The following is a 22,657-nucleotide window of genomic DNA, read 5'->3' on the forward strand; positions in this document are numbered from 1 at the left end:
TCCGGCTCGTCATTCCGCTTATTCCTCAGAATCTCCCTCAGCGTCATTGTCGCTGATGTCCTCCTGATTTTCTGCTGCTGTCTGATCATCAGCCTGACCGTCTTGCTGTACGTCAGTCTCATTGGTATCCGAATCAGAATCCGTATCCGCTTCCTCTTTATCATGAGGTGCTTTCTCAACGGATACGACTTCTTCATGGTCACCTACACGGATCAGTTTTACCCCTTGTGTGTAGCGTCCCATGACAGAAATTCCCTTGATCTCCAGTCGGATAATATTACCCGATGTCGTGATGATCATGAGGTCTTCGGTGTCTTCCACGACTTTCAAGCCTACGACGCGGCCGCTGCGTTCGGTGACGTTATGTGTTTTAATTCCTTTTCCGCCACGGGATTGAATCCGGTATTCATCGACTGGCGTACGCTTTCCATAGCCCTTCGAAGTTACGATCAAGACATCTGCATCCGGCTTGATGACATCCATATCAATCACATCGTCATCCTCGGTGAGTGTAATCCCTCTAACCCCTGTGGCATTACGTCCGATCGTACGCACGTCGCTTTCCGGGAAGCGGACGGACATACCGTTCTTCGTTCCCATGATGATCTCTTGATTGCCATCTGTCAGGCGCACGCCGATAAGCTCGTCGTCTTCACGCAAATTGACCGCGATCAAGCCGCTTTTGCGGATATTCGCAAAGGAGGAGAGCTCTGTCTTTTTGACAACCCCTTTTTTGGTGGCAAAGAACAGGAAGCTGTCATCCTTGAAATCCCGTACCGGAATGACTGCGTTCACTCGTTCCCCTTTCTCCACCTGAATCAGGTTAATGATCGGCGTACCCTTGGCGGTGCGGCTCAAATCCGGGATCTCATACGTCCGGAGCAGATAGGATTTCCCTTTGTTGGTAAAGAACATGAGGGAATCATGCGAGCTGGTGATGTACAGATGCTCGACAAAGTCATCGTCCTTCGTACCGGCACCCATGACACCGCGGCCACCCCGCTTCTGACTGCGGTAAGTGGAGACTGGCAGACGCTTGATGTAGCCGGAATGCGTGAGGGTAATCACCACGTCTTCTTCAGGGATCAGATCGAGGTCTTCAATGCTCTCTTCGTCGAAGGTAATGACCGTACGGCGATCGTCGGCAAAGCGATCCTTGATCTCTGTGATCTCTTCCTTGATGATTGCATAGATTTTGCCTTCATCGGCCAAAATGGCTTTGTATTCCGCGATTTTTGCCATGAGCTCTTGATACTCGTTTTCGATTTTTTCGCGCTCCAAGCCGGTCAAACGTTGCAGACGCATATCCAAAATCGCTTGAGCCTGCTCGTAGCTGAGCGAGTAGTTGTTCATCAAACCATCGCGCGCTTCTTCTGTTGTACGGGACGCACGAATCAGGCTGATGATTTCATCGATATGGTCAAGCGCAATGCGCAAGCCTTCCAAAATATGTGCGCGCGCTTCCGCCTGTCTCAGATCGTACTCGGTACGTCTGCGGACGATGACGCGCTGATGCTCCAAATAGTAGTAAATCATGTCGCGCAAATTCAGGACGCGCGGACGATTATCCACGAGAGCCAGCATGTTCACGCCGAACGTGCTTTGCATCTGGGTTTGCTTATACAAATTATTGAGCACGACTTTTGGTACGACATCCCTGCGCAGCTCAATCACGATGCGCATTCCTTTGCGGTCCGATTCATCGCGCAGATCGGTGATGCCATCGATCTTTTTCTCGCGAACGAGCTCTGCAATTTTTTCGACGAGCCGCGCTTTGTTGACTTGATACGGGATCTCGGTCACAATGATACGCGGTTTGCCTTTGTGCTCCTCAATTAAGGTCTTCGCACGCATGATAATGGAGCCGCGCCCCGTCTCATACGCTTTGCGGATTCCGCTGTAGCCCAAAATCTCCGCAGCGGTCGGGAAGTCAGGACCTTTGATGATTTTCATCAGATCTGCTATGGTAATATCCGGATTATCGATCATGGCTGTAACACCATTGATCACTTCACCCAGATTGTGCGGAGGAATGTTGGTTGCCATCCCTACCGCAATCCCTGACGAACCATTCACCAACAAGTTCGGGAAACGGGAAGGAAGGACGACCGGCTCTTCCTTGCGCCCGTCATAGTTAGGCACGAAATCTACAGTTTCTTTATCGATATCCCGCAAAAGCTCCAGGGCGATCTTGGACATACGGGACTCTGTATAACGCATCGCTGCAGCCGGGTCTCCGTCCACCGAACCGAAGTTCCCTTGACCCTCCACCAGCAGGTAGCGCATATTGAAATCTTGAGCAAGGCGCACCATCGTATCATAGATCGAAGAGTCACCATGTGGGTGATAATTCGCCATAACTTCCCCGACGACGTTTGCCGATTTACGGAACGCCTTATCCGGAGAAAGCCCCATGTCGTGCATCGCATAGAGAACCCGTCGATGCACCGGTTTGAGACCGTCGCGCACATCTGGCAAAGCCCGGCTGACGATGACGCTCATCGCATAGCTGATGAAAGAGTCTCGCATCTCCTGGCTTATATTAATTTTTGGAAACGTTTCAGATGCCATAAAGGACAAACCTCCAACTGGTTTTCGCAATACTTCATTATACCATATTTGGCTGCAGTTCGTCCAAAGTGAACAAAGATTCTAAGAGAGAGCTTCCCGCTCCCGCTGCTTCCCTCTCAGCCTGATAAAGCCCGCCAGGAAAAAGAGCGCGCAGACGGACACAACCGCCCCTAAAACAAACGGCAAGGAGCTATGGTAATAGAAGGCAAAGGAACCGACCAGCGGCCCTAAAATGCGCCCCAGGCTGTCCATGGATGAATTGAGCCCGGACGCTGCCCCTCTGCCAAGGGAAGTATGCTGTGTAATCAACGAAGTAACGCAAGGACGCACCAGCGCATTGCCGATTCCAAAAATGGACAGAAAGATCGTCATGGCTACGATGTTGACGGGAATCAGCAACAGCGCGAAGCCCAACGCGGTGACAAGAAAACCGATGCGGATGGTCGCTGGCTCCATCCCTTTTTTGACACGACGAATATAACCTCCCTGAACCAAAGCCCCTGCCAGCCCGCACACCGCAAACATCACGCCGATTTCATAAGGCGTCGCCTGCAAATGCTGCATGGCAAAGAACTGGAAGGTTGCCTCCAGACTGGCCAGCAGGGCAGTCGTAAGAAACGAAAGTATGTACAGGTTTTTTTGCGCTCCGGTAAAATCGCTGGAAAAAGCGGCCCACCTCGACGTCTTCACGACCGGCTTGCGTTTTTCCGGCGGATTGGATTCCGGCAGCACAAAAATAACCCCGAGCATTACCAAAAACGTGAGGAGCGCGGAAATCCAGAATGGCAAGAACAGATCGATGCTGCTGACAATCCCGCCAATAGCCGGGCCAAAAATAAAGCCAAGCCCGATCGACATCCCGACAAAGCCCATCATTTTGGTCCGCTGCTCCTCGGTCGATATATCCGACACATACGCCACCGCGCAGGACATGACCGCCCCCGAAAACAGGCCGCCGATGATGCGGGACAGATACATCAACAGCAAGTCTCCTTGCGATAAAGCAAAAAGGACGAAGCTGATGGTATAGCCGATCAGTCCGCTAATCATGACCGGTCGCCTGCCGTGTTTGTCAGACAAGGCTCCCCATATCGGTGAAAGAAAAAACGAAACGATGGAAAACAAGGAAAGCAAAAATCCGAGGTGGAGATTGGATGCGCCCGAGCCTGAAATGATCTCCGGCATCACCGGAATGACGATCCCAAACCCGACGAACACAATAAAAACGCTGAACATAATCGTGATGATCTGCTTTTTCATGGGTACCGTTAAACTCCTTTTCTCGTTCTCTAAATTGGAAACAGTCTCCATCCATTCTATTTATCTTATCACGTACTTTCATCGATCAGCTAACGTGCTTCGTGGCAATTATGGGAATCCGCAAGGGACTACCTTCAGATTTACCAAAAAAAGAGACATGCAGTCACTTCTGCATGCCTCCTTCAAAACGAAATGCTTATTTGAAAACTTTCACACGCTCATCAAGCGGTTTGAATTGCTTTTCGCCTGCCGGTGCTGCCGGTTTGCCAAAAGGCATTTGTGCGCGCAGCTTCCAGCTGTCTGGAATGTTCCATTCTTTTTTCACTGCATCGTCAATCAATGGGTTATAGTGCTGCAATGTCGCGCCAAAGCCTTCCAGCTCCAGTGCTGTCCAGACAACAAACTGCAGCATGCCGGAAGATTGCTCGGACCATACCGGGAAGTTGTCGGCATAAAGCGCAAATTGCTCTTGCAAGCCTTTCACGACATCTTGGTCTTCAAAGAAAAGCACCGTACCATAGCCGCTGCCAAACGCATTCATTTTTTCCTCGGTGGAAGCGAATTGATCGGCTGGAACGATTTTGCGCAAGGTTTCTTTCGTGATGTTCCACAGCTTATCGGACTGCTCATTCAGCAATACGACAACGCGTCCGCTTTGCGAGTTGAAGGAGGTCGGCGTATGCTTGACAGCATGCTCGATCACTTCTTGAATTCTCTCGTCGGATACAACCTGTTCCTTGCTAATGGCGTAAATCGAACGTCTTCCTTCTACTGCTGCATAGAAATCTTTGGACACAGTAATCATTCCTTCCCAATCTTGTTTTGTATCGTGAGTGCGACAATGATGTTAGTCGTTTACTTACTTTATGTTATTTACTTTATGTAAGTTATAATAATCGCTGCTGCTAACTTTTGTCAAGCGACTTCAATCTCCCGTTTTCGGGAAAAATAAATTCGTTACTCTCACTTCCAAAACTCTGCTGGGGGGATCGAGTTGCGCAAGTATAAATGCTATTACTGTGAACATGACTCGGAAAGCGCTCATCAGATCACCTTTTTCCAAGGGACCCAAGAGCGTACTGAGCTGCTCTGCGATACTTGCTATGCCGATTGGATTGAATCCTTGAAGAGTGAACCCTGAGGGTAACTTACGACCCGTCCGGCCGGTGACCTATTGCCGGATGGGTTCATCTCCATCGTTACTGCACCAGAAAGACAATCTCTTCCGTTTCTTTGCGAAATTGTACGGTCAAGTCCATTCCGTTTAAATACCACAGATCCTCGCTCTCGATATAAAACGTTATGCCCTCTACTACCGTGGAGATTCCGATTTCTCTGGGTGTTTCTTTGGATATCCCCATGGAATACGAATCCTGGACCGTGCTGCTTCCCCCGTAACGGGCAAAGAAGCGAATCTGGTCTCCTGGGGTAAAACCCCATTCCTCTTTGAACCAAGCAAGCGCGTCCGAAGCTATGGTCATTTTCATCGCCGTAAATCTCCTTTGCCATTTTCGTTCTTTTGGTAACAAAGCTTTTTAAAAAATCCTACATCAAAAAAGGAAGGCATAAGGCCTTCCTTTTCGTTCTTCTTAGAAGTTTTCCGCTGTTTTTACCGCTTTATCCACGCCGGCTTGGATGATCTCTTCCGCACGGTCAGGGAATTGGTTATGTCCTTCGATGATCACGGAGGTAATGTCTTTCACGCCGAAGAAGCTCATGATGTTTGTCACGTAGTTAACAGCCATCTCAGCAGCTGCTGCTGGGCCTTCGGAGTAAACGCCGCCTCGTGCGTTGAGGATCGCTACTTTTTTATCAGTCAAGAGCCCTACAGGACCTTCAGGCGTATAACGGAATACTTTGCCTGCTTGATTCAAATAATCGATGTAAGTGTGGAGAACAGCTGGAACCGTCATATTCCACAGTGGGAAACCGAAAACAACCTTGTCAGCTGCAAGGAATTGATCCAAATATTTGTTTGCGGTATCGGACGCTTTTTGCTCTTCTGGAGTCTGCTCAATGCCTCTAGCGGACTTGAAAATGCCGGTAATCATGTTATTGTCCAGATAAGGCAGGTTTTCCGCATACAGATCGAGCTCGATCACGGTATCTTGCGGATGCGTTTCTTTGTAAGTAGCGAGAAAAGCTTCATAGAGTCTCACAGAAACCGCTTGATCCGCTGGACGGTTGTTTGCTTTGACGAAAAGTACTGTAGCCATATTTTCCTCTCCTTCTTGTTGGGAAACTTATGTCTCTCTCAACTTTGTGTTAGTATTTTTTTGATGGACGATTGTGTCTTTTATCGGAACAATCGCAGCATCGTCTATAAATCAGCAGTATATTAAACTATACTTATTATAGTTTATATCATTTTGATAGAGGTGATGTCCAGTCATGAGTAAAAAGTCAGAGACAAAAGCGCAAAAAAAGCAGCAGATGGAGACGAAGTCGAAAAAATCAAAACAGATGCGAACCTTGATGATGGCCACAGGCGGCGTCTTTCTTCTTTTGCTCATTATCGTCGGCCTTGTCTCCTTTTCCGGGAATAATGGGGGCGACGGACTAAATGTGCCGTATGCTGGACAGCCTGTGCAAGGCGATGCCAATGCTCCCATCACCATTACGGAGTTTGGCGACTTCAAATGCCCTTCTTGCAAAGCATTTACCGAAGAATATTTTCCGTACATCAAGCGCGATTACATTGATAAAGGTATTGCCAAGTTTACGTTTCTGAACAATCCGATTCTTGGTCCGGATTCCTATACGGCTGCTGCTGCAGGGGAAGCGATCTATCATCAAAATGAGAAAGCTTTTTGGCCATTTTTGGAGGCCGTGTACAAGCATCAGGGAGATGAAAATCAGCAATGGGCAACCCAGGAGTTTCTCGTAAACCTGGCCAAGCAGGAGAAGCTGGAAATCGACTATGAAAAGCTGGCCCAGGACCTCAAGGCCGGAACGTTTGACAAGAAGGTTCGGGAAGACGAGGCGTTTGCAGTCAACTCGGGCATCACTTCCACTCCAACCCTGCTGATCAATGGCAAGCTCGTCCAAAATCCATTTGATTACAACGAGATCAAACAGCTGATCGCCGAAGAGCTGAAAGGACCGCAGGAGAATGAACAAAAATAGCTTCCTTCATGTGCTGAAGCCATACGGGATCTATTTGGCCTGGGTCACTTCCCTCGTGGCAACGGGCGGAAGCCTTTTCTTGAGCGAGGTCATGCATTACATCCCCTGCAGCTTGTGCTGGTTTCAACGCATTTTCATGTATCCGCTCGTGATCCTGCTCGGCATCGCCGGCTTTCGCAATGATCACTCCATCCGCTCCTATGCGCTGCCGCTCAGTATCATCGGCGGCAGCATTTCGCTCTATCATTACCTGCAGCAAAAGGTTCCCGGCCTTGCCAAGATGCTTCCTTGCACGGCTGGCGTACCCTGCAACGTGGACTACCTGAACTGGTTCGGATTCATCACGATTCCTTTTCTGGCCCTCGTCGCATTTGTGCTGATCACCTTTTTCCTCTGGATCACTGACAAAGAATAGTGCTTTTACGATACGAAAAGAACCCGAGCTGCATGCCCGGGTTCTTCTCATTTGATTACTTGTTGCCTTGTCCAATCGTAAGGGAAAAGATCGTGCCCTGGCTGGAGCTTTCCTGCAAGCGTAAATCCCCGCCTAGCGCTCGCGCCATCAATTTGCTAAAGGGCAAGCCCAGGCCCAATCCTCTTACCCTGTGTTTCTTCTCTTCTCCCCGATAAAAACGCTCGAAGATCAGCGGCTGCTCCTCAAGTGGTACGCCCATGCCGTTATCCTTCACATCGATGCGAATGCCCTCCTGCGCTTCGTGCAGCGTGACCTCAATCCGTCCATTGCCAATGACAGCCTGCTTCGCATTATTTAAGAGATTATACAGGATTTGCTGGACGCGTAATGGGTCCGTGGCGATCGTAACGCTGTGTGCGGGCACCCGGGTCTGAAGCTGAATGGCGTCTTCCTCCTGGGTGATCAGCCATTGGTGGGTAATTTCCTGGACAAGCATATTCATATCGATCCATTCTTTGCTGACACGGATATCCCCGATCGCAAACGAGTTGAAATCCAGCAGGTCTTCCACCATTTTTTGCAGTCGACCGGTTTCTTTTACGCATATATTCAAAAATTCCTTTGCTTCCTCGCCAGTGACAACCTCATCCTTCACGGCTTGCACCAGACCGCTGATCGAGGTAACCGGTGTCTTGAGCTCATGCGTCACACCCGCCAGCAGCTCTGTCCGCATCTCCTCCAATTGCCGCAAGCGATCCGCCATTTCTTTAAAGGAATCAATCAATTCATACATTTCCTTTTCCCGGATATCCTGCTGCAATTGGATGTCATAATCCCCGGTGACGATTCGCTTGGCTGCGTCCGCGACCTTTTGAATCGGATCAGACAGCTTGCGCGTAAACAGATAGATGACCAACCACCCGAGCAGTGCCAGGCTTCCCAATAAGATAAAGAGCAGCGAAAGATCGCGGTTGCTTTTGACAATTTCTGTTTCAGGGGAAAAGAGATATACCTTTCCGGCGACTTTCCCCTCGTAAGTCATTTCCTGTGTCACGACGTAAAAACGTTCCCCATGATGTAATGTTATGAGTGCGGGGGTATTATTTTCCGGTTTGGCAAGAGCGGTTATCTCCAAAAATTGCTGCGTAAATTTATCTTCACGACCGTAGACAAGCTTTCCTTGTCCATCGGTAATCAACACAAACGGCATCAGATTAATCTCAAAAATGCGCTGTCTTCCATCTATGATCCTCATCAGGTATGGACCTACCCGCAGTTTCCCGTCACTGTCTATGGCACGGTCGGCAATATCCTCCACCATCAGCTTCATGATGTTCAGCCGCTTTTCCGTCTCGTGGTAGTTCAACCATACGGAGGAAATGACCCCGATGACAATCAGCCCGACAAACAGCGTCCCTAGATAACGAGTCGTCCAATAGCTCAGCATCGACTTGCGTTTTCTATTTTTCATAGGCGACAAACTGGTACCCCAACCCGCGCAGTGTCCGGATTTCCCCTTCTGTGACTGGCCAGTTTTCCAATGCCCGGCGGATGCGCTTTATCGCCAGATCGACAGCCCGATCGCTGCCTTCGTAATCCATGCCCCACACTTGTTCGATCAATTGCTCCCGTGTAAAGGTCTGGTTCGGATGCTGAACGAGAAATAAAAACAAAGCGAGGTCGCGTGGAGTGAAGCTGAGCTCGATGCCGTGCAAGGTAACGGTATGGGCGCGGAAGTCTACCTTCAGACCGCCGAAGTACTTCACGTCATACCCCTCGATGATGGCAGGACGGCGCAGGACGGCATGCACGCGAGCAACCACCTCTTCCGCATTGAACGGCTTGGTGATGTAATCATCGGCTCCTGTGTTGAGGCCGGTTAGTTTATGGTTGATCTGGCCCAAAGCGGTGAGCATGATGACAGGACATGCGCTCTTGGAGCGAATGTTGGCCAGGATATCCCACCCGCTCTTGCCAGGCAGCATCACATCCAGCAGTACCAAAGATGGATTTAAGGCGTCATACTTGGCGATCGCTTCGTCACCAGTGAAGGCCTGCTCGACGTGGAATTGGGCCTTTTCGAGGTAGGCCTTCAGTACGCGGGAAATGGTGATCTCATCTTCTACGATCAGGATGGTTTTCATGAGGTACCTCCTTTCTTGGCTTTTTTGTAATGTGTTAGATATTAAAAAATCTTGCTTCCCATGCAGGAAGCAAGATTTTTATTATTAGTCGATTTCTTCATCATCGAATTCTTTGTAGTAGTCTTCGTCTTCTTCATCATCGTAGTTGCCCAAGAAATCATACAGGTCTTCATCTTCTTCAGTATCATAGATTGTACCGTCGATCTCTGCTTCTTCAAAGTCGTCATTATCCCAAACAGAGTCCATAATGTCGCTTACGAGATCTTCCCAGTCACTGTCATCAATGTCATCGAAGTCACCTTCGGAGCTGTCTACTTCGATTTCAATATCAACACTGTCCTCGTCACCATCTACAGAAATATCCAAAGATACATCATAGTCATCTTCAAAGTAATCTTCGTATTCATCTTGAATATCTGATTCAAGATCGTCAATAGAGTCACTATCATCATCATCGTCATCATCTTCCAGATCAGCAATCTCTTCGCGCAGGCTGCTGATTGTGGAATCTTTCGCAGCGATTTGCGATTTCAGAGAAGCGATTTCTGCTTCCAGAGCAGCTGTACGAGTGTCTGCCTTGTCAGAAACGTTGATGGTGTAAGAACCGCCATCCCAAGTTACGTTTTTGTTGAACAGAGTTCCCATGGCGCGAAGCGGAATGTAAGTGGTGCCATTGATGATGAATGGCTCTGGATCAACAGAAACTGCTGAACCGTTGTAATTTACTTTAATATTGTTGTAGTTTGCTACTACAGTTTTCTTCGCTACGGACGCTTCCGTATTCACTGCTGGAATTGCTGTTGCCAGTACCAGAGAAGAAAGAACTGGAATAATCAACTTTTTATTCAACATCGAAAATCTCCCCAATTCCGTATTTTTAGACGTTCATGTTGCCAACCACGACAAAAATCACATGTTGATCTTAGTTTATAGATTACTGAAGGAATATGTCAAGCAGATGTCAAGCGCAGTTGCCAATTATTGATAGATTCTATTTCTTTTCCCAGCATATCCATTCATTACGACTCATGGACGTTTTTTCGCCATTTAGAGTACTTCCGCTGGTGTCGAATAAAGTATCCTGCCATTAATAGAAGGGGAATGAGTAGCAGCCCATATTTACTATAATTGGCAATGATTTGCCCAAAAAGCGGTGCATTTTCACCTAACAGATGACCCGCAATGAAGAAGCCTAAAGTCCAAATAAAACCAGTTGTGTAGGAATACAACGCATACCGCCGAAACGACATTTTACTGATTCCCACCAGATAGGGCACCACATGCCTGACTACCGGAAGAAAGTAGCTGATGATCAACGCCTGATTACCGTATCTTTGCAGTAAATCTTGGGACTTGGCAATGTATAGCTGCATCTTTGCCTTTTTCGCCAATCGATCCAGGACCGACACACCAACGATACGTCCCAAGACGTATCCCAAGGAGAGTCCTGATACTACGCCCAGATAGGTGACGAGAAACGCGGGAATGGGACGCAGGATATCAAAGGAAGCGACCATTCCTCCCGTCATGACGATGACTTCATCCGGGATCGGCATTCCGACAATCCCCAGCCATAGTGCGAAAAACAAGGCAAAGTACCCATATTGCTGAATAAGATCCAGGAAAAAGTCTATCTGCACGTCAGATCCCACCGGTTGCCCTTCAACAGTTCGTCATCAATTTCATCCAATTTCCTCCCTTCTACTACTTTTACGTAGAAAATGGAAAAACGCTTCCGAAAATTGAGACGTACCTGGCATATAATTTGTTGCATAAAAGAAAAAAACCGCAAACCATGGATCTGTTTGCGGTTCTTTGCTGAATGTTTACGCTACGGGCAGCGGTTCTTCCGCTTGGATGCGCTCGGTTACATTCGGCGTAATGGATATGCGGGTAACCCGGTGATTGTCCATTTCCGTAATGGTAAACGTATGAGCTTCCCAGACGATCGATTTGCCCACCCCGATCTCTTCCTCCAACTGACTGTAGACCCATCCCCCGATGGTATCGACATCAACCGACTCCAATTCAAAGGGGAGATGATCGCTCAATTCGGAGAGCAGGACTTTTCCCGCTACGGACAAGCCAGCCTCGGTCTTTTCAATATCAGGGAGCTCATTGGCATCAAACTCGTCTTTGATATCGCCCACAATTTCTTCCAAAATGTCCTCCAAGGTGACCAGGCCTGCCGTACCGCCATATTCGTCAATGACGATCGCGATCTGGGAGCGGCGCTTCTGCATCAATCGCAGTACCTGGCTGATCTCCATCGATTCGGGTACCGTCATCGTCGGGCGCAGCAAGGAATCGAGCTGCACATCCTGGCTGGAGAGTGCGGATATATAAAAATCGGTCGCGTGGACAAACCCGATGATGTTGTCCTTATCCTCATCCGCTACCGGAAAACGTGTATGGCGCGCGGTGCGGATCACTTCCAGATTCTCTTCAAAGGTATTGGATCTATATAGACAGACCATGTCGATTCGCGGAATCATGATTTCACGTGCAAGCGTCTCGGAAAAGTCAAAGACCTGTTCCACCAAAGCAAGCTCTGTCTGGTCGATATGACCGCTTTTATGGCTTTCGTTCACCAACAGGCGAATTTCTTCCTCCGTGTGAGCAGCTTCATGTTCGGACACCGGCTCCAGACCAAACCACTTCAGCAGGCGGTTTGCCGAGCCGTTCAGCACGACTATGACCGGATACATGAGCTTATAGAAGAAGGCCAAGGGAGCAGCCACCCAGAGCGATGTCTCTTCCGCTCTTTGAATCGCCAGCGATTTTGGCGCCATCTCCCCTGCAACGATGTGGAGAAAGGTAATCAGCGCAAACGCAATGGCAAAGGAAAGCGTAGAAGTGACATAGTCAGGAAGCGCGAATGTTCCCAGCAATGGTTCGACGATGCTATGTGCAATGACTGGTTCACCAACCCACCCCAAGCCCAAGGACGCAAGCGTAATCCCTACCTGTGTCGCAGACAGATAAGCGTCCAGCTTTTGCGTAACACTCTGAGCAAAACGGGCTCTTTTATTCCCCTCATTCGCCAATTGCGTCAGTCGTGTTTGCCGTACCTTTACCAAAGCAAATTCAGCAGCCACGAAAAAGGCATTCAACAAAACGAGAAAAATAACCAGGAGCAGGTTGAGCACTATCGGTATACTGTCCAAACAAAGATCATCCTCTCATGCTACTATAAATGTTTTCAACAGTTTCTATTATACCGTTTGTTTCGTCATCTCTTCAAAGTCGATATTAGTGGGAAATTGATCATTTTTGACCAAAAACCTCTTTTTCAAAGGTTGAGTATGGTTGCAGCAAGCAATTTAGCGCTCTTATGGATTCAAAAACAGTCGGACCACGCTTTTTGCAATAATCCTATGCCTTTCTCCATTTCTCTATGACCGATTCCCCCGAACCCTACATAAACCTTCGGATATTCTTCGTATGCAGGATTCATCCACATTTGCCGAAAGTCATAGACCCGCACACCTTCCTGCTCCGCAAGCCGGATTAATGACGCCGCCGTTTCCCGCGTTTTCATCGTGACCTGTACATGAAGACCTGCGCTATGCCCGGTAATTTCCGCCTTATCTCCAAAATGGGACTGGATCAATTCAATCAGCCGTTGATGCTTGGCGCGATAGGTTTTGCGCATACGCCGAATATGGCGGTACCAATGCCCTTCTTCGATAAACGCTTGCATGGCCCATTGCTCAATCCGGGATGGCCCAAGGAACATCTCCTGGATACGTCTTGCTTTTCCCATCAGCTCCATAGGCAGCACCATATAGTTCATACGCAAGGCAGGTGTGAATGCCTTGGAAAACGTGCCGATGTAGATCACCCTGCCGTCCCGGTCGAGGCCTTGCAGGGAGGGAATCGGCTTGCCCAAATAGCGAAATTCACCGTCATAATCATCTTCTATAATGTATGCATTTGTGGAGCGAGCCCAGCCAAGCAATTGCTCGCGCTCCGCATAAGGGACCACCCCGCCCGTCGGAAACTGGTGGGAGGGAGTGACGTACACCGCTTGCGCCGCGCTGTTTTCCAGCTCAGACAGGGACAGTCCACGCTCATGCACAGCTATCGGGATCAGCTCGAAGCCATTTTCGATCAATTGCTGCCGCACCGGTGCATACCCGGGCTCCTCGAAAGCGATATGCCGTATTTCCTCGCAAAAGAGGGTGGAAAGAATGCCAACGCTATAAGAGATGCCTGAACCGACGATGATTTGTTCCGGAGAGCAGATTACCCCTCTTGAATTCCGCAAGTATTCAGCCAGGACCTTGCGAAAGGAATATTCCCCCTGGGGGTCTCCGTATTGGCAAAGCTCTCTTCCTGCACCCTCAATGGCATTTTGGAGCATTTTCCTCCAGAGGCGTATGGGGAATGTGTGTTCATCGACGGCTGACGGTTTGAAATCGACTTCAATGTGGGCAGGAGCCGTACTCCATATGGTGGTATCTGATGAACCTGGTTGCTGATCGCGAACCTGCTTGTTCATTTCCAAGCTGATCCTGGACCCTACCGGATTGGCCACATAAAGCCCCGACCTCGGTTTGCTGATGGCATATCCTTCCGCCAACAACATCTGGTAAGCTGTCTCAATCGTCGTTTTGCTAATATTCATCTGCAGCTGCAATGACCGGACGGAGGGCAGACGCGTTCCATCGGAAAGGGCCCCGCTGCGAATATGGCTGCGAATCTGATGATATAACTGCATATACAACGGAAGGTCGGTTTCCGTGGTTAGATGTAGCTGGAGCATGACATCCCTCTCTGTCAACTGACTTCTAAAAACAGTTCAAAACTGACACTTTTTGCAAGGTCAGTTTCAGTATAAGTTGTAACTGTGAGTTCCATCAATCACCAATTGGCCAAACGAAAGGGATGTTGACGAATGACTGCACGGATGAACCTCAAGCATAAAATGGGGACAGGTATTCACGCCCAATCCTTTATTGAGGGAATGACACGAAACCAAGATGAGTTTCTAAGCTGGTATAACCGGTTTTCCTGGAAAGAGGGAGAGAAATCCTTCTTTGATGTGATTGGTGCCGGAAAGGATGTACATTGTCTGATCCTCTGTACGGATTGGTGCCCGGATGTCATCTGGAATGTGCCTGTATTATTTCGGGTATTGGAGCAAAGCCCGATCACCGTGGAGGTGCTGCTCATGGAACAGCACTTGGAAACCATGGACTTGTTTTTGACAGATGGCGGCCGCGCACAACCGATTGCCGTATTTGTAGATGCACAAGGCAATGTGCTGGGGAAATGGGGACCGCGACCGCGCTATATCCAGGCGGTCATGGAGGATTTCCGAAAAAATAACCCCGATCGGGAAGCACCGGACTATCAAGAAAATGTGTCCCGCGTACGTACTGAAATCGCCAAGCTCTATAACGCAGGCACCGAATACCAGCAAGTGATCGTACAAGAGCTGCGCCAACTGCTTTCCACCCTCTTTTCGCATGTGTAAGCCAGCTGGCCGGAAGCAAGGAGGTATCCCATGTCAAAAGCGTCCGTACAAGAAACAAAGCTTCAGGCTGTTCTCTCGCTTCCACAGATTATTGCCCTGTATATCGGCTCTGTCATCGGTTCAGGGATCTTGCTGATTCCCGGACTCACTGCGGAGCTGGCAGGTCCCGCTTCCCTGATCGCTTGGCTCATGATGTCCATTCTTGTCCTGCCGATGGCCATCACGATGGGACTGCTGGCTGCAAGATACCCAAGCTCCGGTGGCGTCTCGCACTTTGTCCGGCTGGCCTTTGGTTCCCATTACGGAAACATGGTCGGCTGGTTCTTTCTTCTCTCCGTGCCCATTGGCGGACCCGTTCTTGCCGTTACAGGCGCCAAGTATGTAGCCGTATTGCTACAGTGGAGCGAGCTGCAGATGTATGCGGTGGCCGCGCTTATCCTCATCATACCGCTCGTGATGAACATTTTCGGCCTTCAGCTGGCGGGAAAGGTGCAGACGATTGTCATCTCGTTGATCTTATCCATTTTGCTGTTGGCTATCGGTACGTCGATCCCCCATTATTCCTCCTCCAACTTTACGCCTTTCCTCCCGAATGGTTGGCTCAGCGTGGTCCAAGCAGCCGGTCTCATGTTCTGGTGCTTTATCGGCTGGGAAGCGGTGACGCATTTATCCGCGGAGTTTGTAGACCCGCAAAGGAATGCCATTCGCGGTGTTCTGTGGAGTGCGGGGATCGTCGCTCTGCTTTACTTTACCGTTGCCCTCATGACGATTGCCACTCACAGCTACGGTGGCAATGTCTCCGCGGCATCCTTGAGTGTCATGGTGCAGCGAACGCTAGGCCCTGTCGGCGGCTGGATCGTCGCCGTTGCCGCGTTATTCATTTGCTTTGCCGCGCATAATGCCTATTCCAGCGCCGCTTCACGGATCGCCTTTGCGCTTTCTCAGGAGGGAGCCGCGCCAAAATGGTTCGGCGTCCTGCACCCAAAATACCAGACTCCCATCGGCGGCCTTGCATTTATCGGGGGTGGAAATCTCCTCGGGTTGCTGGCTTTATTCAGCGGTGTCATCACTCTTGCGCAATTGATCGAATTGCCCAATGCCACCTTTATCGCTACGTACATCGGCGGTTGCCTGGCTGGTGTCCGTTTGCTCAGGAACAGCAGGCTGGGGAGCGCTGCTGCATGGATATCGTTGGTGGTCACGGTGTGTCTTTATCCGTTTTTGGGTTGGTCAGCTTTGTATCCCCTCGTCATTTTGGCGATTCTGCAGGCCCGTCGGAAATGGAATCATTTTGAGGAAAAGAGGCGCCGGTAATAAATGGAGAACCCAATGATGACCGGAACAAAGATGATCGTAGGAAGGAACCAGAGCAACAAATGGGTGGACTGAATCTGCAAAAGCCTCGGGGCACCGAACACGAGAAACGCAGTGACCGTAGCGATACAGCACCCAATCATGCCACTGAAGTGCTGAAAAAACCAATGCATTCGCCCGGTTGGTTTTCGCAGCCAATATTTCAACTGAACGGAGCCTAGAAATACGCCGATTAGCGGAAAATAGGTGATCAGAGGGGATTGGATGGTAAAACCGTAAAGGCCGATGGCGATCCCTGAGCCGAGCAGCAGCCCGCTGACAAACAGGTCGGGAATAACGCGATGAGCACCGCTTCGCTTCTTGAAGCGAAGCACGCGAATCCCATACCATGCCGTCGCACCGCTTAAGATCGCGATAAAAATCAAAAACCAGGAGAATGAGATCCGTTCCAGATCGGCATCCCTATCAAAAAATATCCGGTACGCCCCCATGTAAAAAGCGGATAGAGAGACGAGCCCCATCGCCCACACATAGATCCAACCGACGCGATTGTGTACCTTCCCCCCTTTCTTGGTCACCATCGGAATCCAAAACAAGAGCAGTGCCGTAAATCCCGCTCCAATATGGAGTCCTCGAAATAGCAAGAATAAAGTCATCTGACCGCCTCCGCGAAAAGGATCGCCATTCGTTTCGGCGATCCTTTGATTCATAACATCACTATCAAGTTTATTCTTTTCAGTTTTCTGTATTGTAACATTTTTCCGATTTGTTTTTTCACAAAAAAGTAGCCGTCTCTTTCAACGGCCAATCCGCTTCGCTGTTAACTCCACAGCTACTTCCATTATTCTGCGATCCCTGTTTGTTTTTGGGCTAAGCATGTATCATCCAGATCTTTGATCGAGGTATAGCCGGATATCGCCAGCTGCAGCTCGGTTTGTGCGATCAAGTGCTCGATTACTTCCTGTACACCCGCTTCTCCTGCTACGGCGAGTCCATAAATATAGGGCCGGCCGATCAACACCGCATCAGCACCGAGCGCAATGGCTTTGATGATGTCCGCGCCTCTCCGAATGCCGCTATCTAGGAGGACCGGCACTCTTCCCGCCACTTTCCGCACAATCAAGGGGAGCATATCCAGCGTGGCTACGGCACCATCAAGCTGGCGTCCGCCGTGATTGGAGACGGTGATGCCGTCTACTCCAGGTTCGTTTTACCCGGGTCGCTATCGCGTTTCAACGGTTTCCCGGTAGGCGGAGCGGGAATGACTGAACTATAGGTCAGCTGCTCCAGCTGGTGGCTCAACGCCATCAAATCCGCATTGAGCTGATGCAGCTGGTCAGTTAGCTGCTGCTCCTCCTCATAGGCCTGCAAGGTCTGACTGGCAAACCCGCTCATGCTCTGCTGCTGGGACTGGCTTGCGTGCTCAAACTGTTCTTTTGCTTCACCCAAGGATTGCCGGTACATGGTGGCGAGCTGTCCTTCCGACTCAACCATGACCTGGTTTGCCTTTTCGAGCTCCGTTCTGATCTGCGTGATTTGATTGCGTAAAGGATCGATTTGTTGTTTGCTTAGGCTGGCATTTTGGTTGCTCAGCTGTGTGGTCACATTTTGCAAGGAATTCACGATCGTTTGCACCTGATTGGCGGCAACCAAGTTATTGGCAGCCAATTGATTGATCGATTGGACAGATTGATTGATCCGCGTAACCAGCTCGTTAATCTGTTGATTTGGCATGGTATTCACCCTTTACGAGAAAGTAACGGTTACATTATGAGCCTTTGCTTGGAATCCTATCCAATCCGATCAATCTAGCCAATGCTAGGAGACGTGGCCGCTCGCTGCCATAGGCTCTCCGGTTTCCTGAGCCGCTTCTTTCATCATACTGCGCCGCTCCTGATAGTAACGGAGAACGACCAGGAGCAAGAACAAACCTGTCAGCAGCAAAAATCCGCCGATCTCCGGGATCATGTCACCGAGGGAAGCTCCGCGCAACCCCATGTCGCGAATGAAACGCAGGTACCAGACCATCGGGAAAAAATTGCCGATCATCTTGGCCCATACCGGCAAGATAGCTTGTGAGATCGTGGCTCCGCTGAAAACAAAACCCGGTACCACGACAAGCATCATTTTGCTCATCGCTTCGCCTGGGTGCTTGGCTTTCCAGGAAGCAAACATGGCCAATAATCCGGTAGAGATGGTGTACAAAAATGTAGGAAGCAAAAACTCCAGGGGATTGCCTGCGAATCGGAAACCGCCAACGAGCTTCAACAGCCCAAGCCCGAAGAAGAGTCCGACCCCCATAAAAAACGAATAGGGCAACACACGACTCGCCACATCAAGTGCGGATCTCCCCATGATTTCTCCTCTGATTTGCCCAGTCATCCGCAGCCTTGCCATCAAAGGCAGTGCCGTCATATTGAAAAAGAGCGTCGGATATAAAATCACAAAACCGAGTACGGTCGTATTGGCATAATTGCTATTGGGATTATACAGCATGCGCTGCTGGATGCTGATATTGGACAATGTGCCGGTCACTTGATCGTCGCTAATCCCCATCGCTTTGACCCGTGGCAAGGAAACCGCCATGTTTTCCGCCGTCACTACCTCCTGTACAGCGGTGCGCAAATTCGCCGTCCCCATCGTGTTCGTATTATCCAAAAACAAGCCGATGGTGTTGGGCATCGCCTTATAATGATTTTCCTCCAACCCTTCGGCCAGATACATGACCGCCAGATATTTGTCCCCGTAAAACACCTCGTCGACGTTTACTTTTTCATGAACCACCTCTTGGATGTCGATGTACTGGGAGGCATTCATCTTTTCTATCAATTGCTGACTGTAAGCGGTATTGTCCATATCGACGACGAATACTTTGCCCTCGTTCACCTGGTTATTGACGAATATGGCGCTAAAAATCAAGACAATGACGACAGGGGCTGCGATCGCCATGATGTAATACTTCCCGGCTTTCCCGCTCAGCAGCAAGAAAAATTCATCGCGCAGGGATTTCATCTAGGTTCACCTCGATCGTCATGCCGGGCAGCAATTTTTCGGTGCGCTCTACTTGGACACGCACCTGGAAAGAGGCTAGATCCGCCTGCCCTTTTTCTCTGCTCATGCGTAAATTGGCAAATTGCGGAGCTGCCGTAATGAACTCGATCTTACCGTCAATGCTTTGATCCAGAGCGACCAAATGACCTTGCAGCTTTTCCCCAGCCTTGAGCTTTGTCACCTGCTGTTCATCGACATACACATCGTAGTACAGCTGATCGGTTTCCAGCATGATGACCGGTGCCCCCGCTGCTACGTTTTCGCCAATCTTGGAAACGACCTTGATAATCTTCCCATCTTGCGGAGCCTGCAGCGTAAGGCGGTCCCGTTTTACCCCAAGCGTCTGTAATTGAACCTCCAGCCCTTCTTTTTGCGCCTGCAATCTCTCAATCTCTACCTTTTGGGTATCCAATTCTTTACGGGCTTGATCCACCTGGGATAAAGCGGTTTTGGCATTTTCGGTAGACAGCGAGGCCTGCATTTTTTCTTCCGTTGTCGCGCCCGTCATCATTTTGGCCAATGCCTCCTGCTGCTGCATGACCGCCTTTTCTGCTAAGGATAGCGCCGTTGAAATATTGTCATAGTCCGCTTTGGATAATGCACCTTGCTCGTACAATTGCTTCATGCGGGTATACGATCTTTTGGTATCCTCATAGCTGGCCATCGCGGATTGAACCGCCAGCTGCTGCTGCCTGATGTCCTCATCCCTCGCACCATCGAATACCTGCTTTTGGGATGTCTCTGCTTTTTTGATGCCAATGAGCGCTTGCGTTTGCTGCGTATTGATTTTTTCGTAGCCTACCTGAATGGAGCTGGCCGTCTGCTTGATCTGTGCATCCAGCTGCGCGATATCCTTTTGCAGCTTGCTGATTTCCAGGTCAATGTCGGTAGAATCAAGCTTCATGAGCACATCGCCTTTTTTGACATGCTGTTCTTCCTCTACCAACACCTCGGTAATTTTTCCCCCGACCTGCTGAAAGGAGACATTGACTTGCTCAGCCGTCAGCAGGCTTCCTTTTTGTTCGCTTGCTACCGTTACCGGGTCATAGCCTTTGCTCATGAGCATAGCGCCTCCACCGATCAGCAAAACGATGGCGATTGCCGGGATCATTCCATTTTTATTCATGCGATTTTTCTCTCCTATTCCCATCATATGGTGCCCTCTATGTAGTTAGCCACCTAACTATTGTGCCCACAGAAGAAGCGGACACTCTACTGTTGCCCTTCTGCTTTCGGAATCTCTGCATCGATTCGCTCGATATAAGAAATCAGCATGCGACGATCCTCTTCCGTCAATCCTTGCATTAATCGGGAGATCAGCAAAAAATGGTCCGGCAGCACAGCCTGCATCCGCTCGATCCCTTTTTGCGTCATTCTGGTCATGATCATTCTACGGTCCTTGGGATGGCTCTTGCGCTCTACCAAGCCCTCTCTCTCCAATCCATCCAGCAAGCCGGTCACCGTTGCCCGGGTAATGCCCGCTTTCTCCGCCAGCTCAGATGGGAGAAAGGAACGATCGCTTTCTTTATAAAAGATCATCAACAGATTGAACTTTCCTTGCGATATCCCGAATCTGGCCAGATTATCATGGATGTGGTGAAACACATTGGTTGCTACCCGCATGAAAAGCAGCGCCGTTTCCACGGAGGATACGTCCAGCTCCGGGATTTTTCTGGATAATTCCTGGAGGGTCGCTCTGGTAGGCAAGTCTCGTAAGTCGAATTCCATCTCGTTATTCCTCCTTTCTTTTTATACATGCATATACGTCAAAAATGATTAGCCGCCTTACTATAATAAGGAACCGGATTTTCCCTGTCAATAAGGAATGCCACAATCCAGTGTCCGTCTGGGGTTCCGATTTTGCCTCTGTTTTTTTATTGGCCGCGTTTGACTTTGTACATATGATGATCAGCTGCTTTCATCAAATCATCCACTGTCGTTGCATCGTGAGGATAAACTGCGCAACCTATGGAGAGCGTGATCTCGTCATTGGCAAGAGTCCTCTCGATCCTTGCTTTTATTGATAGAGCCGTTTCAAGGGACGAATCAAGCAAAATCACAATGAACTCATCTCCTCCCCATCTGCAAACAATATCGGTTTTTCTAGTTTGCTCCACCAGCGCGCTCGCTACCTTTTGCAGTACGGTATCCCCATATTTATGGCCGTATTGATCATTCATTTGTTTGAATTGGTTGATGTCAATCACAAGCAGGCTCAATTCCCTATTGCCTTTTCTTGCTTGCGTTAACATTTTTGGGAATTTGCCATCGATAAAACGTCTGTTAAACACTTTCGTCAAAGCATCCTTTTGAGAAAAAAAGGTTGCTCTGTCAAACTGATGTCCTGCCCACAAAGCGATCATTAAGCCAAACAGGTTTGTAAAAATCTCGATTTGGGATCCTTTAGATGTTATGTAAGTGAGGTACTCTGCACGGTCCGTTATGATATATAAGACATGCCATAAAATCATCACAATAAGCATGGCGATAGTTGCAAACACTTTACCGGTGTATTTCATTTTTGATCTCCTGAATCTATTGGTATAGTTTGAATTCCCTTAGAAACCTATGTTCAAACGATAATTTTGCATTTGCAGCATGTCACTCCTCTTATCCTTTTCAACGGCGTGGTCTGCCAATATGATATTTGCCAGCACCCATGACCAATACATGATGACGTCCAAAATAAGAAACGATCTCCTTGGCAAATTGATTAAGAATTGCCCAAACGAAAATATTTGCATTTTGCAAATAATAGTGATATAACTGAAGCAAGAGGTGAAATTAATGGAAAACCTTCGCGAATTGTTCCAGGTTATGACGAGACGATTTGGTCTTTTAAATAAAAACTGCTGTCAAATTGGCGGAATTGAAGTTTCTCTGGTGCAGAGCCATATCCTATATGAAATCAGCAGACAAAATAAACCGTCCATGCAACATGTGGCTGATACGTTAGGGATGGACATCACCACATTTAGTCGCCAGATCCAGACGCTTGTTAAGATGGAATTGGTGACAAAAACGCCTCTTCCTGAAGATAGGCGGGTATATCTCCTTGCGCTGACAACCGAAGGAAAGTTTGTTGCAGCAACGATTGACGAGCAAATGAATCAATATTTAAACGAAGTATTCGCTAACATGAGTGAATTTGAACGAGAAATGGTTATCAAATCCGTTAGGCTTCTCAACGAGGCTATGTCCAAGTCATCAGTCTGTTGTAAGCCATTAGCCTGAGCAAGATCAACCACCTTGCTCTTCTTATAGAATATATACTTGCATTTTGCAAGTAATAAG

The 22,657-nt window shown here is 48.9% G+C and carries 22 protein-coding genes and 1 pseudogene; 5 read left to right on the plus strand and 18 right to left on the minus strand.

Annotated features, from left to right (window positions below; translation table 11 throughout):
• Positions 1-18: 18 nt before the first annotated feature.
• The 5 genes from gyrA to EIZ37_RS14515 all read right to left on the minus strand — a co-directional run bounded on the left by gyrA (position 19) and on the right by EIZ37_RS14515 (position 6,047).
• Complete coding sequence (gene gyrA, locus EIZ37_RS14495) at positions 19-2,571, minus strand: DNA gyrase subunit A (RefSeq protein ID WP_134685320.1); 2,553 nt, start codon at positions 2,569-2,571, stop codon at positions 19-21.
• 81 nt (positions 2,572-2,652) lie between these two features.
• Complete coding sequence (locus EIZ37_RS14500) at positions 2,653-3,882, minus strand: MFS transporter (RefSeq protein ID WP_134685321.1); 1,230 nt, start codon at positions 3,880-3,882, stop codon at positions 2,653-2,655.
• Between the two features lie 145 nt (positions 3,883-4,027).
• Positions 4,028-4,636 carry a nitroreductase family protein gene (locus EIZ37_RS14505; protein WP_205683834.1) on the minus strand — a complete coding sequence of 203 codons (609 nt, stop codon included), beginning with the start codon at positions 4,634-4,636 and terminating at the stop codon, positions 4,028-4,030.
• 394 nt (positions 4,637-5,030) lie between these two features.
• Complete coding sequence (locus EIZ37_RS14510) at positions 5,031-5,318, minus strand: HesB/YadR/YfhF family protein (protein WP_134685323.1); 288 nt, start codon at positions 5,316-5,318, stop codon at positions 5,031-5,033.
• A 102-nt stretch (positions 5,319-5,420) separates the two neighbouring features.
• Positions 5,421-6,047: an FMN-dependent NADH-azoreductase gene (locus tag EIZ37_RS14515; RefSeq protein ID WP_134685324.1), complete on the minus strand. Its 627-nt coding sequence runs from the start codon at positions 6,045-6,047 to the stop codon at positions 5,421-5,423.
• Positions 6,048-6,222: 175 nt separating this feature from the next.
• Here EIZ37_RS14515 and EIZ37_RS14520 point away from each other — a divergent pair, with 175 nt between their 5' ends.
• Both EIZ37_RS14520 and EIZ37_RS14525 read left to right on the plus strand, forming a co-directional pair.
• The gene (locus tag EIZ37_RS14520; protein ID WP_134685325.1) at positions 6,223-6,957 is read left to right on the plus strand and encodes a DsbA family protein; all 735 of its coding nucleotides are present in this window, start codon (positions 6,223-6,225) and stop codon (positions 6,955-6,957) included.
• On the plus strand, positions 6,944-7,372 hold the full coding sequence (locus EIZ37_RS14525) for a disulfide oxidoreductase (RefSeq protein WP_134685326.1): 429 nt from the start codon (positions 6,944-6,946) through the stop codon (positions 7,370-7,372). Before EIZ37_RS14520 ends, EIZ37_RS14525 begins: the two co-directional genes overlap by 14 nt.
• 55 nt (positions 7,373-7,427) lie before the next feature.
• Here the strand turns inward: EIZ37_RS14525 and EIZ37_RS14530 are convergent, their stop codons facing one another.
• From EIZ37_RS14530 to pdxR, 6 genes are all read right to left on the minus strand, one after another.
• Complete coding sequence (locus EIZ37_RS14530) at positions 7,428-8,843, minus strand: HAMP domain-containing sensor histidine kinase (RefSeq protein WP_134685327.1); 1,416 nt, start codon at positions 8,841-8,843, stop codon at positions 7,428-7,430.
• Positions 8,833-9,516 (minus strand): response regulator transcription factor, encoded by a 684-nt coding sequence (locus EIZ37_RS14535; protein WP_134685328.1) that lies wholly within the window; start codon positions 9,514-9,516, stop codon positions 8,833-8,835. Before EIZ37_RS14535 ends, EIZ37_RS14530 begins: the two co-directional genes overlap by 11 nt.
• Before the next feature lie 84 nt (positions 9,517-9,600).
• The gene (locus tag EIZ37_RS14540; protein ID WP_134685329.1) at positions 9,601-10,368 is read right to left on the minus strand and encodes a copper amine oxidase N-terminal domain-containing protein; all 768 of its coding nucleotides are present in this window, start codon (positions 10,366-10,368) and stop codon (positions 9,601-9,603) included.
• Between the two features lie 167 nt (positions 10,369-10,535).
• Positions 10,536-11,156: a DedA family protein gene (locus tag EIZ37_RS14545; RefSeq protein ID WP_134685330.1), complete on the minus strand. Its 621-nt coding sequence runs from the start codon at positions 11,154-11,156 to the stop codon at positions 10,536-10,538.
• Positions 11,157-11,342: 186 nt separating this feature from the next.
• Positions 11,343-12,683 carry a hemolysin family protein gene (locus tag EIZ37_RS14550; protein ID WP_134685331.1) on the minus strand — a complete coding sequence of 447 codons (1,341 nt, stop codon included), beginning with the start codon at positions 12,681-12,683 and terminating at the stop codon, positions 11,343-11,345.
• Positions 12,684-12,856: 173 nt separating this feature from the next.
• Positions 12,857-14,284 carry a MocR-like pyridoxine biosynthesis transcription factor PdxR gene (pdxR, locus tag EIZ37_RS14555; protein ID WP_134685332.1) on the minus strand — a complete coding sequence of 476 codons (1,428 nt, stop codon included), beginning with the start codon at positions 14,282-14,284 and terminating at the stop codon, positions 12,857-12,859.
• Positions 14,285-14,416: 132 nt separating this feature from the next.
• On the opposite strand from pdxR, the gene EIZ37_RS14560 reads away from it, so the two are divergent.
• Positions 14,417-14,998 carry a thioredoxin family protein gene (locus tag EIZ37_RS14560; protein ID WP_134685333.1) on the plus strand — a complete coding sequence of 194 codons (582 nt, stop codon included), beginning with the start codon at positions 14,417-14,419 and terminating at the stop codon, positions 14,996-14,998.
• Positions 14,999-15,028: 30 nt separating this feature from the next.
• Positions 15,029-16,312: an APC family permease gene (locus tag EIZ37_RS14565; RefSeq protein ID WP_134685335.1), complete on the plus strand. Its 1,284-nt coding sequence runs from the start codon at positions 15,029-15,031 to the stop codon at positions 16,310-16,312.
• On the opposite strand, the gene EIZ37_RS14570 is transcribed toward EIZ37_RS14565, so the two are convergent.
• From EIZ37_RS14570 to EIZ37_RS14600, 7 genes and pseudogenes are all read right to left on the minus strand, one after another.
• Positions 16,285-16,968 (minus strand): DUF2306 domain-containing protein, encoded by a 684-nt coding sequence (locus EIZ37_RS14570; protein ID WP_134685337.1) that lies wholly within the window; start codon positions 16,966-16,968, stop codon positions 16,285-16,287. The genes EIZ37_RS14565 and EIZ37_RS14570 overlap by 28 nt on opposite strands.
• A gap of 185 nt (positions 16,969-17,153) precedes the next feature.
• Positions 17,154-17,519, minus strand: a pseudogene (locus tag EIZ37_RS14575) (alpha-hydroxy acid oxidase); the annotation flags it as partial.
• A complete protein-coding gene (locus EIZ37_RS14580; protein WP_134685341.1) occupies positions 17,507-18,046 on the minus strand; it encodes a hypothetical protein in 540 nt (179 codons plus the stop codon). The gene EIZ37_RS14580 and the pseudogene EIZ37_RS14575, both read right to left, overlap by 13 nt.
• A gap of 84 nt (positions 18,047-18,130) precedes the next feature.
• A complete protein-coding gene (locus EIZ37_RS14585) occupies positions 18,131-19,324 on the minus strand; it encodes an ABC transporter permease (protein WP_134685343.1) in 1,194 nt (397 codons plus the stop codon).
• Positions 19,305-20,489 carry an HlyD family secretion protein gene (locus tag EIZ37_RS14590; protein ID WP_134685345.1) on the minus strand — a complete coding sequence of 395 codons (1,185 nt, stop codon included), beginning with the start codon at positions 20,487-20,489 and terminating at the stop codon, positions 19,305-19,307. Before EIZ37_RS14590 ends, EIZ37_RS14585 begins: the two co-directional genes overlap by 20 nt.
• Positions 20,490-20,575: 86 nt before the next feature.
• Positions 20,576-21,091 (minus strand): MarR family winged helix-turn-helix transcriptional regulator, encoded by a 516-nt coding sequence (locus tag EIZ37_RS14595; protein ID WP_134685347.1) that lies wholly within the window; start codon positions 21,089-21,091, stop codon positions 20,576-20,578.
• Positions 21,092-21,237: 146 nt separating this feature from the next.
• Complete coding sequence (locus EIZ37_RS14600) at positions 21,238-21,882, minus strand: GGDEF domain-containing protein (RefSeq protein ID WP_134685349.1); 645 nt, start codon at positions 21,880-21,882, stop codon at positions 21,238-21,240.
• Positions 21,883-22,150: 268 nt separating this feature from the next.
• Here EIZ37_RS14600 and EIZ37_RS14605 point away from each other — a divergent pair, with 268 nt between their 5' ends.
• Positions 22,151-22,597: a MarR family winged helix-turn-helix transcriptional regulator gene (locus EIZ37_RS14605; RefSeq protein WP_134685351.1), complete on the plus strand. Its 447-nt coding sequence runs from the start codon at positions 22,151-22,153 to the stop codon at positions 22,595-22,597.
• Positions 22,598-22,657 lie beyond the last annotated feature (60 nt).

Source organism: Brevibacillus migulae, assembly GCF_004521915.1.
GTDB lineage: Bacteria > Bacillota > Bacilli > Brevibacillales > Brevibacillaceae > Brevibacillus_F > Brevibacillus_F migulae.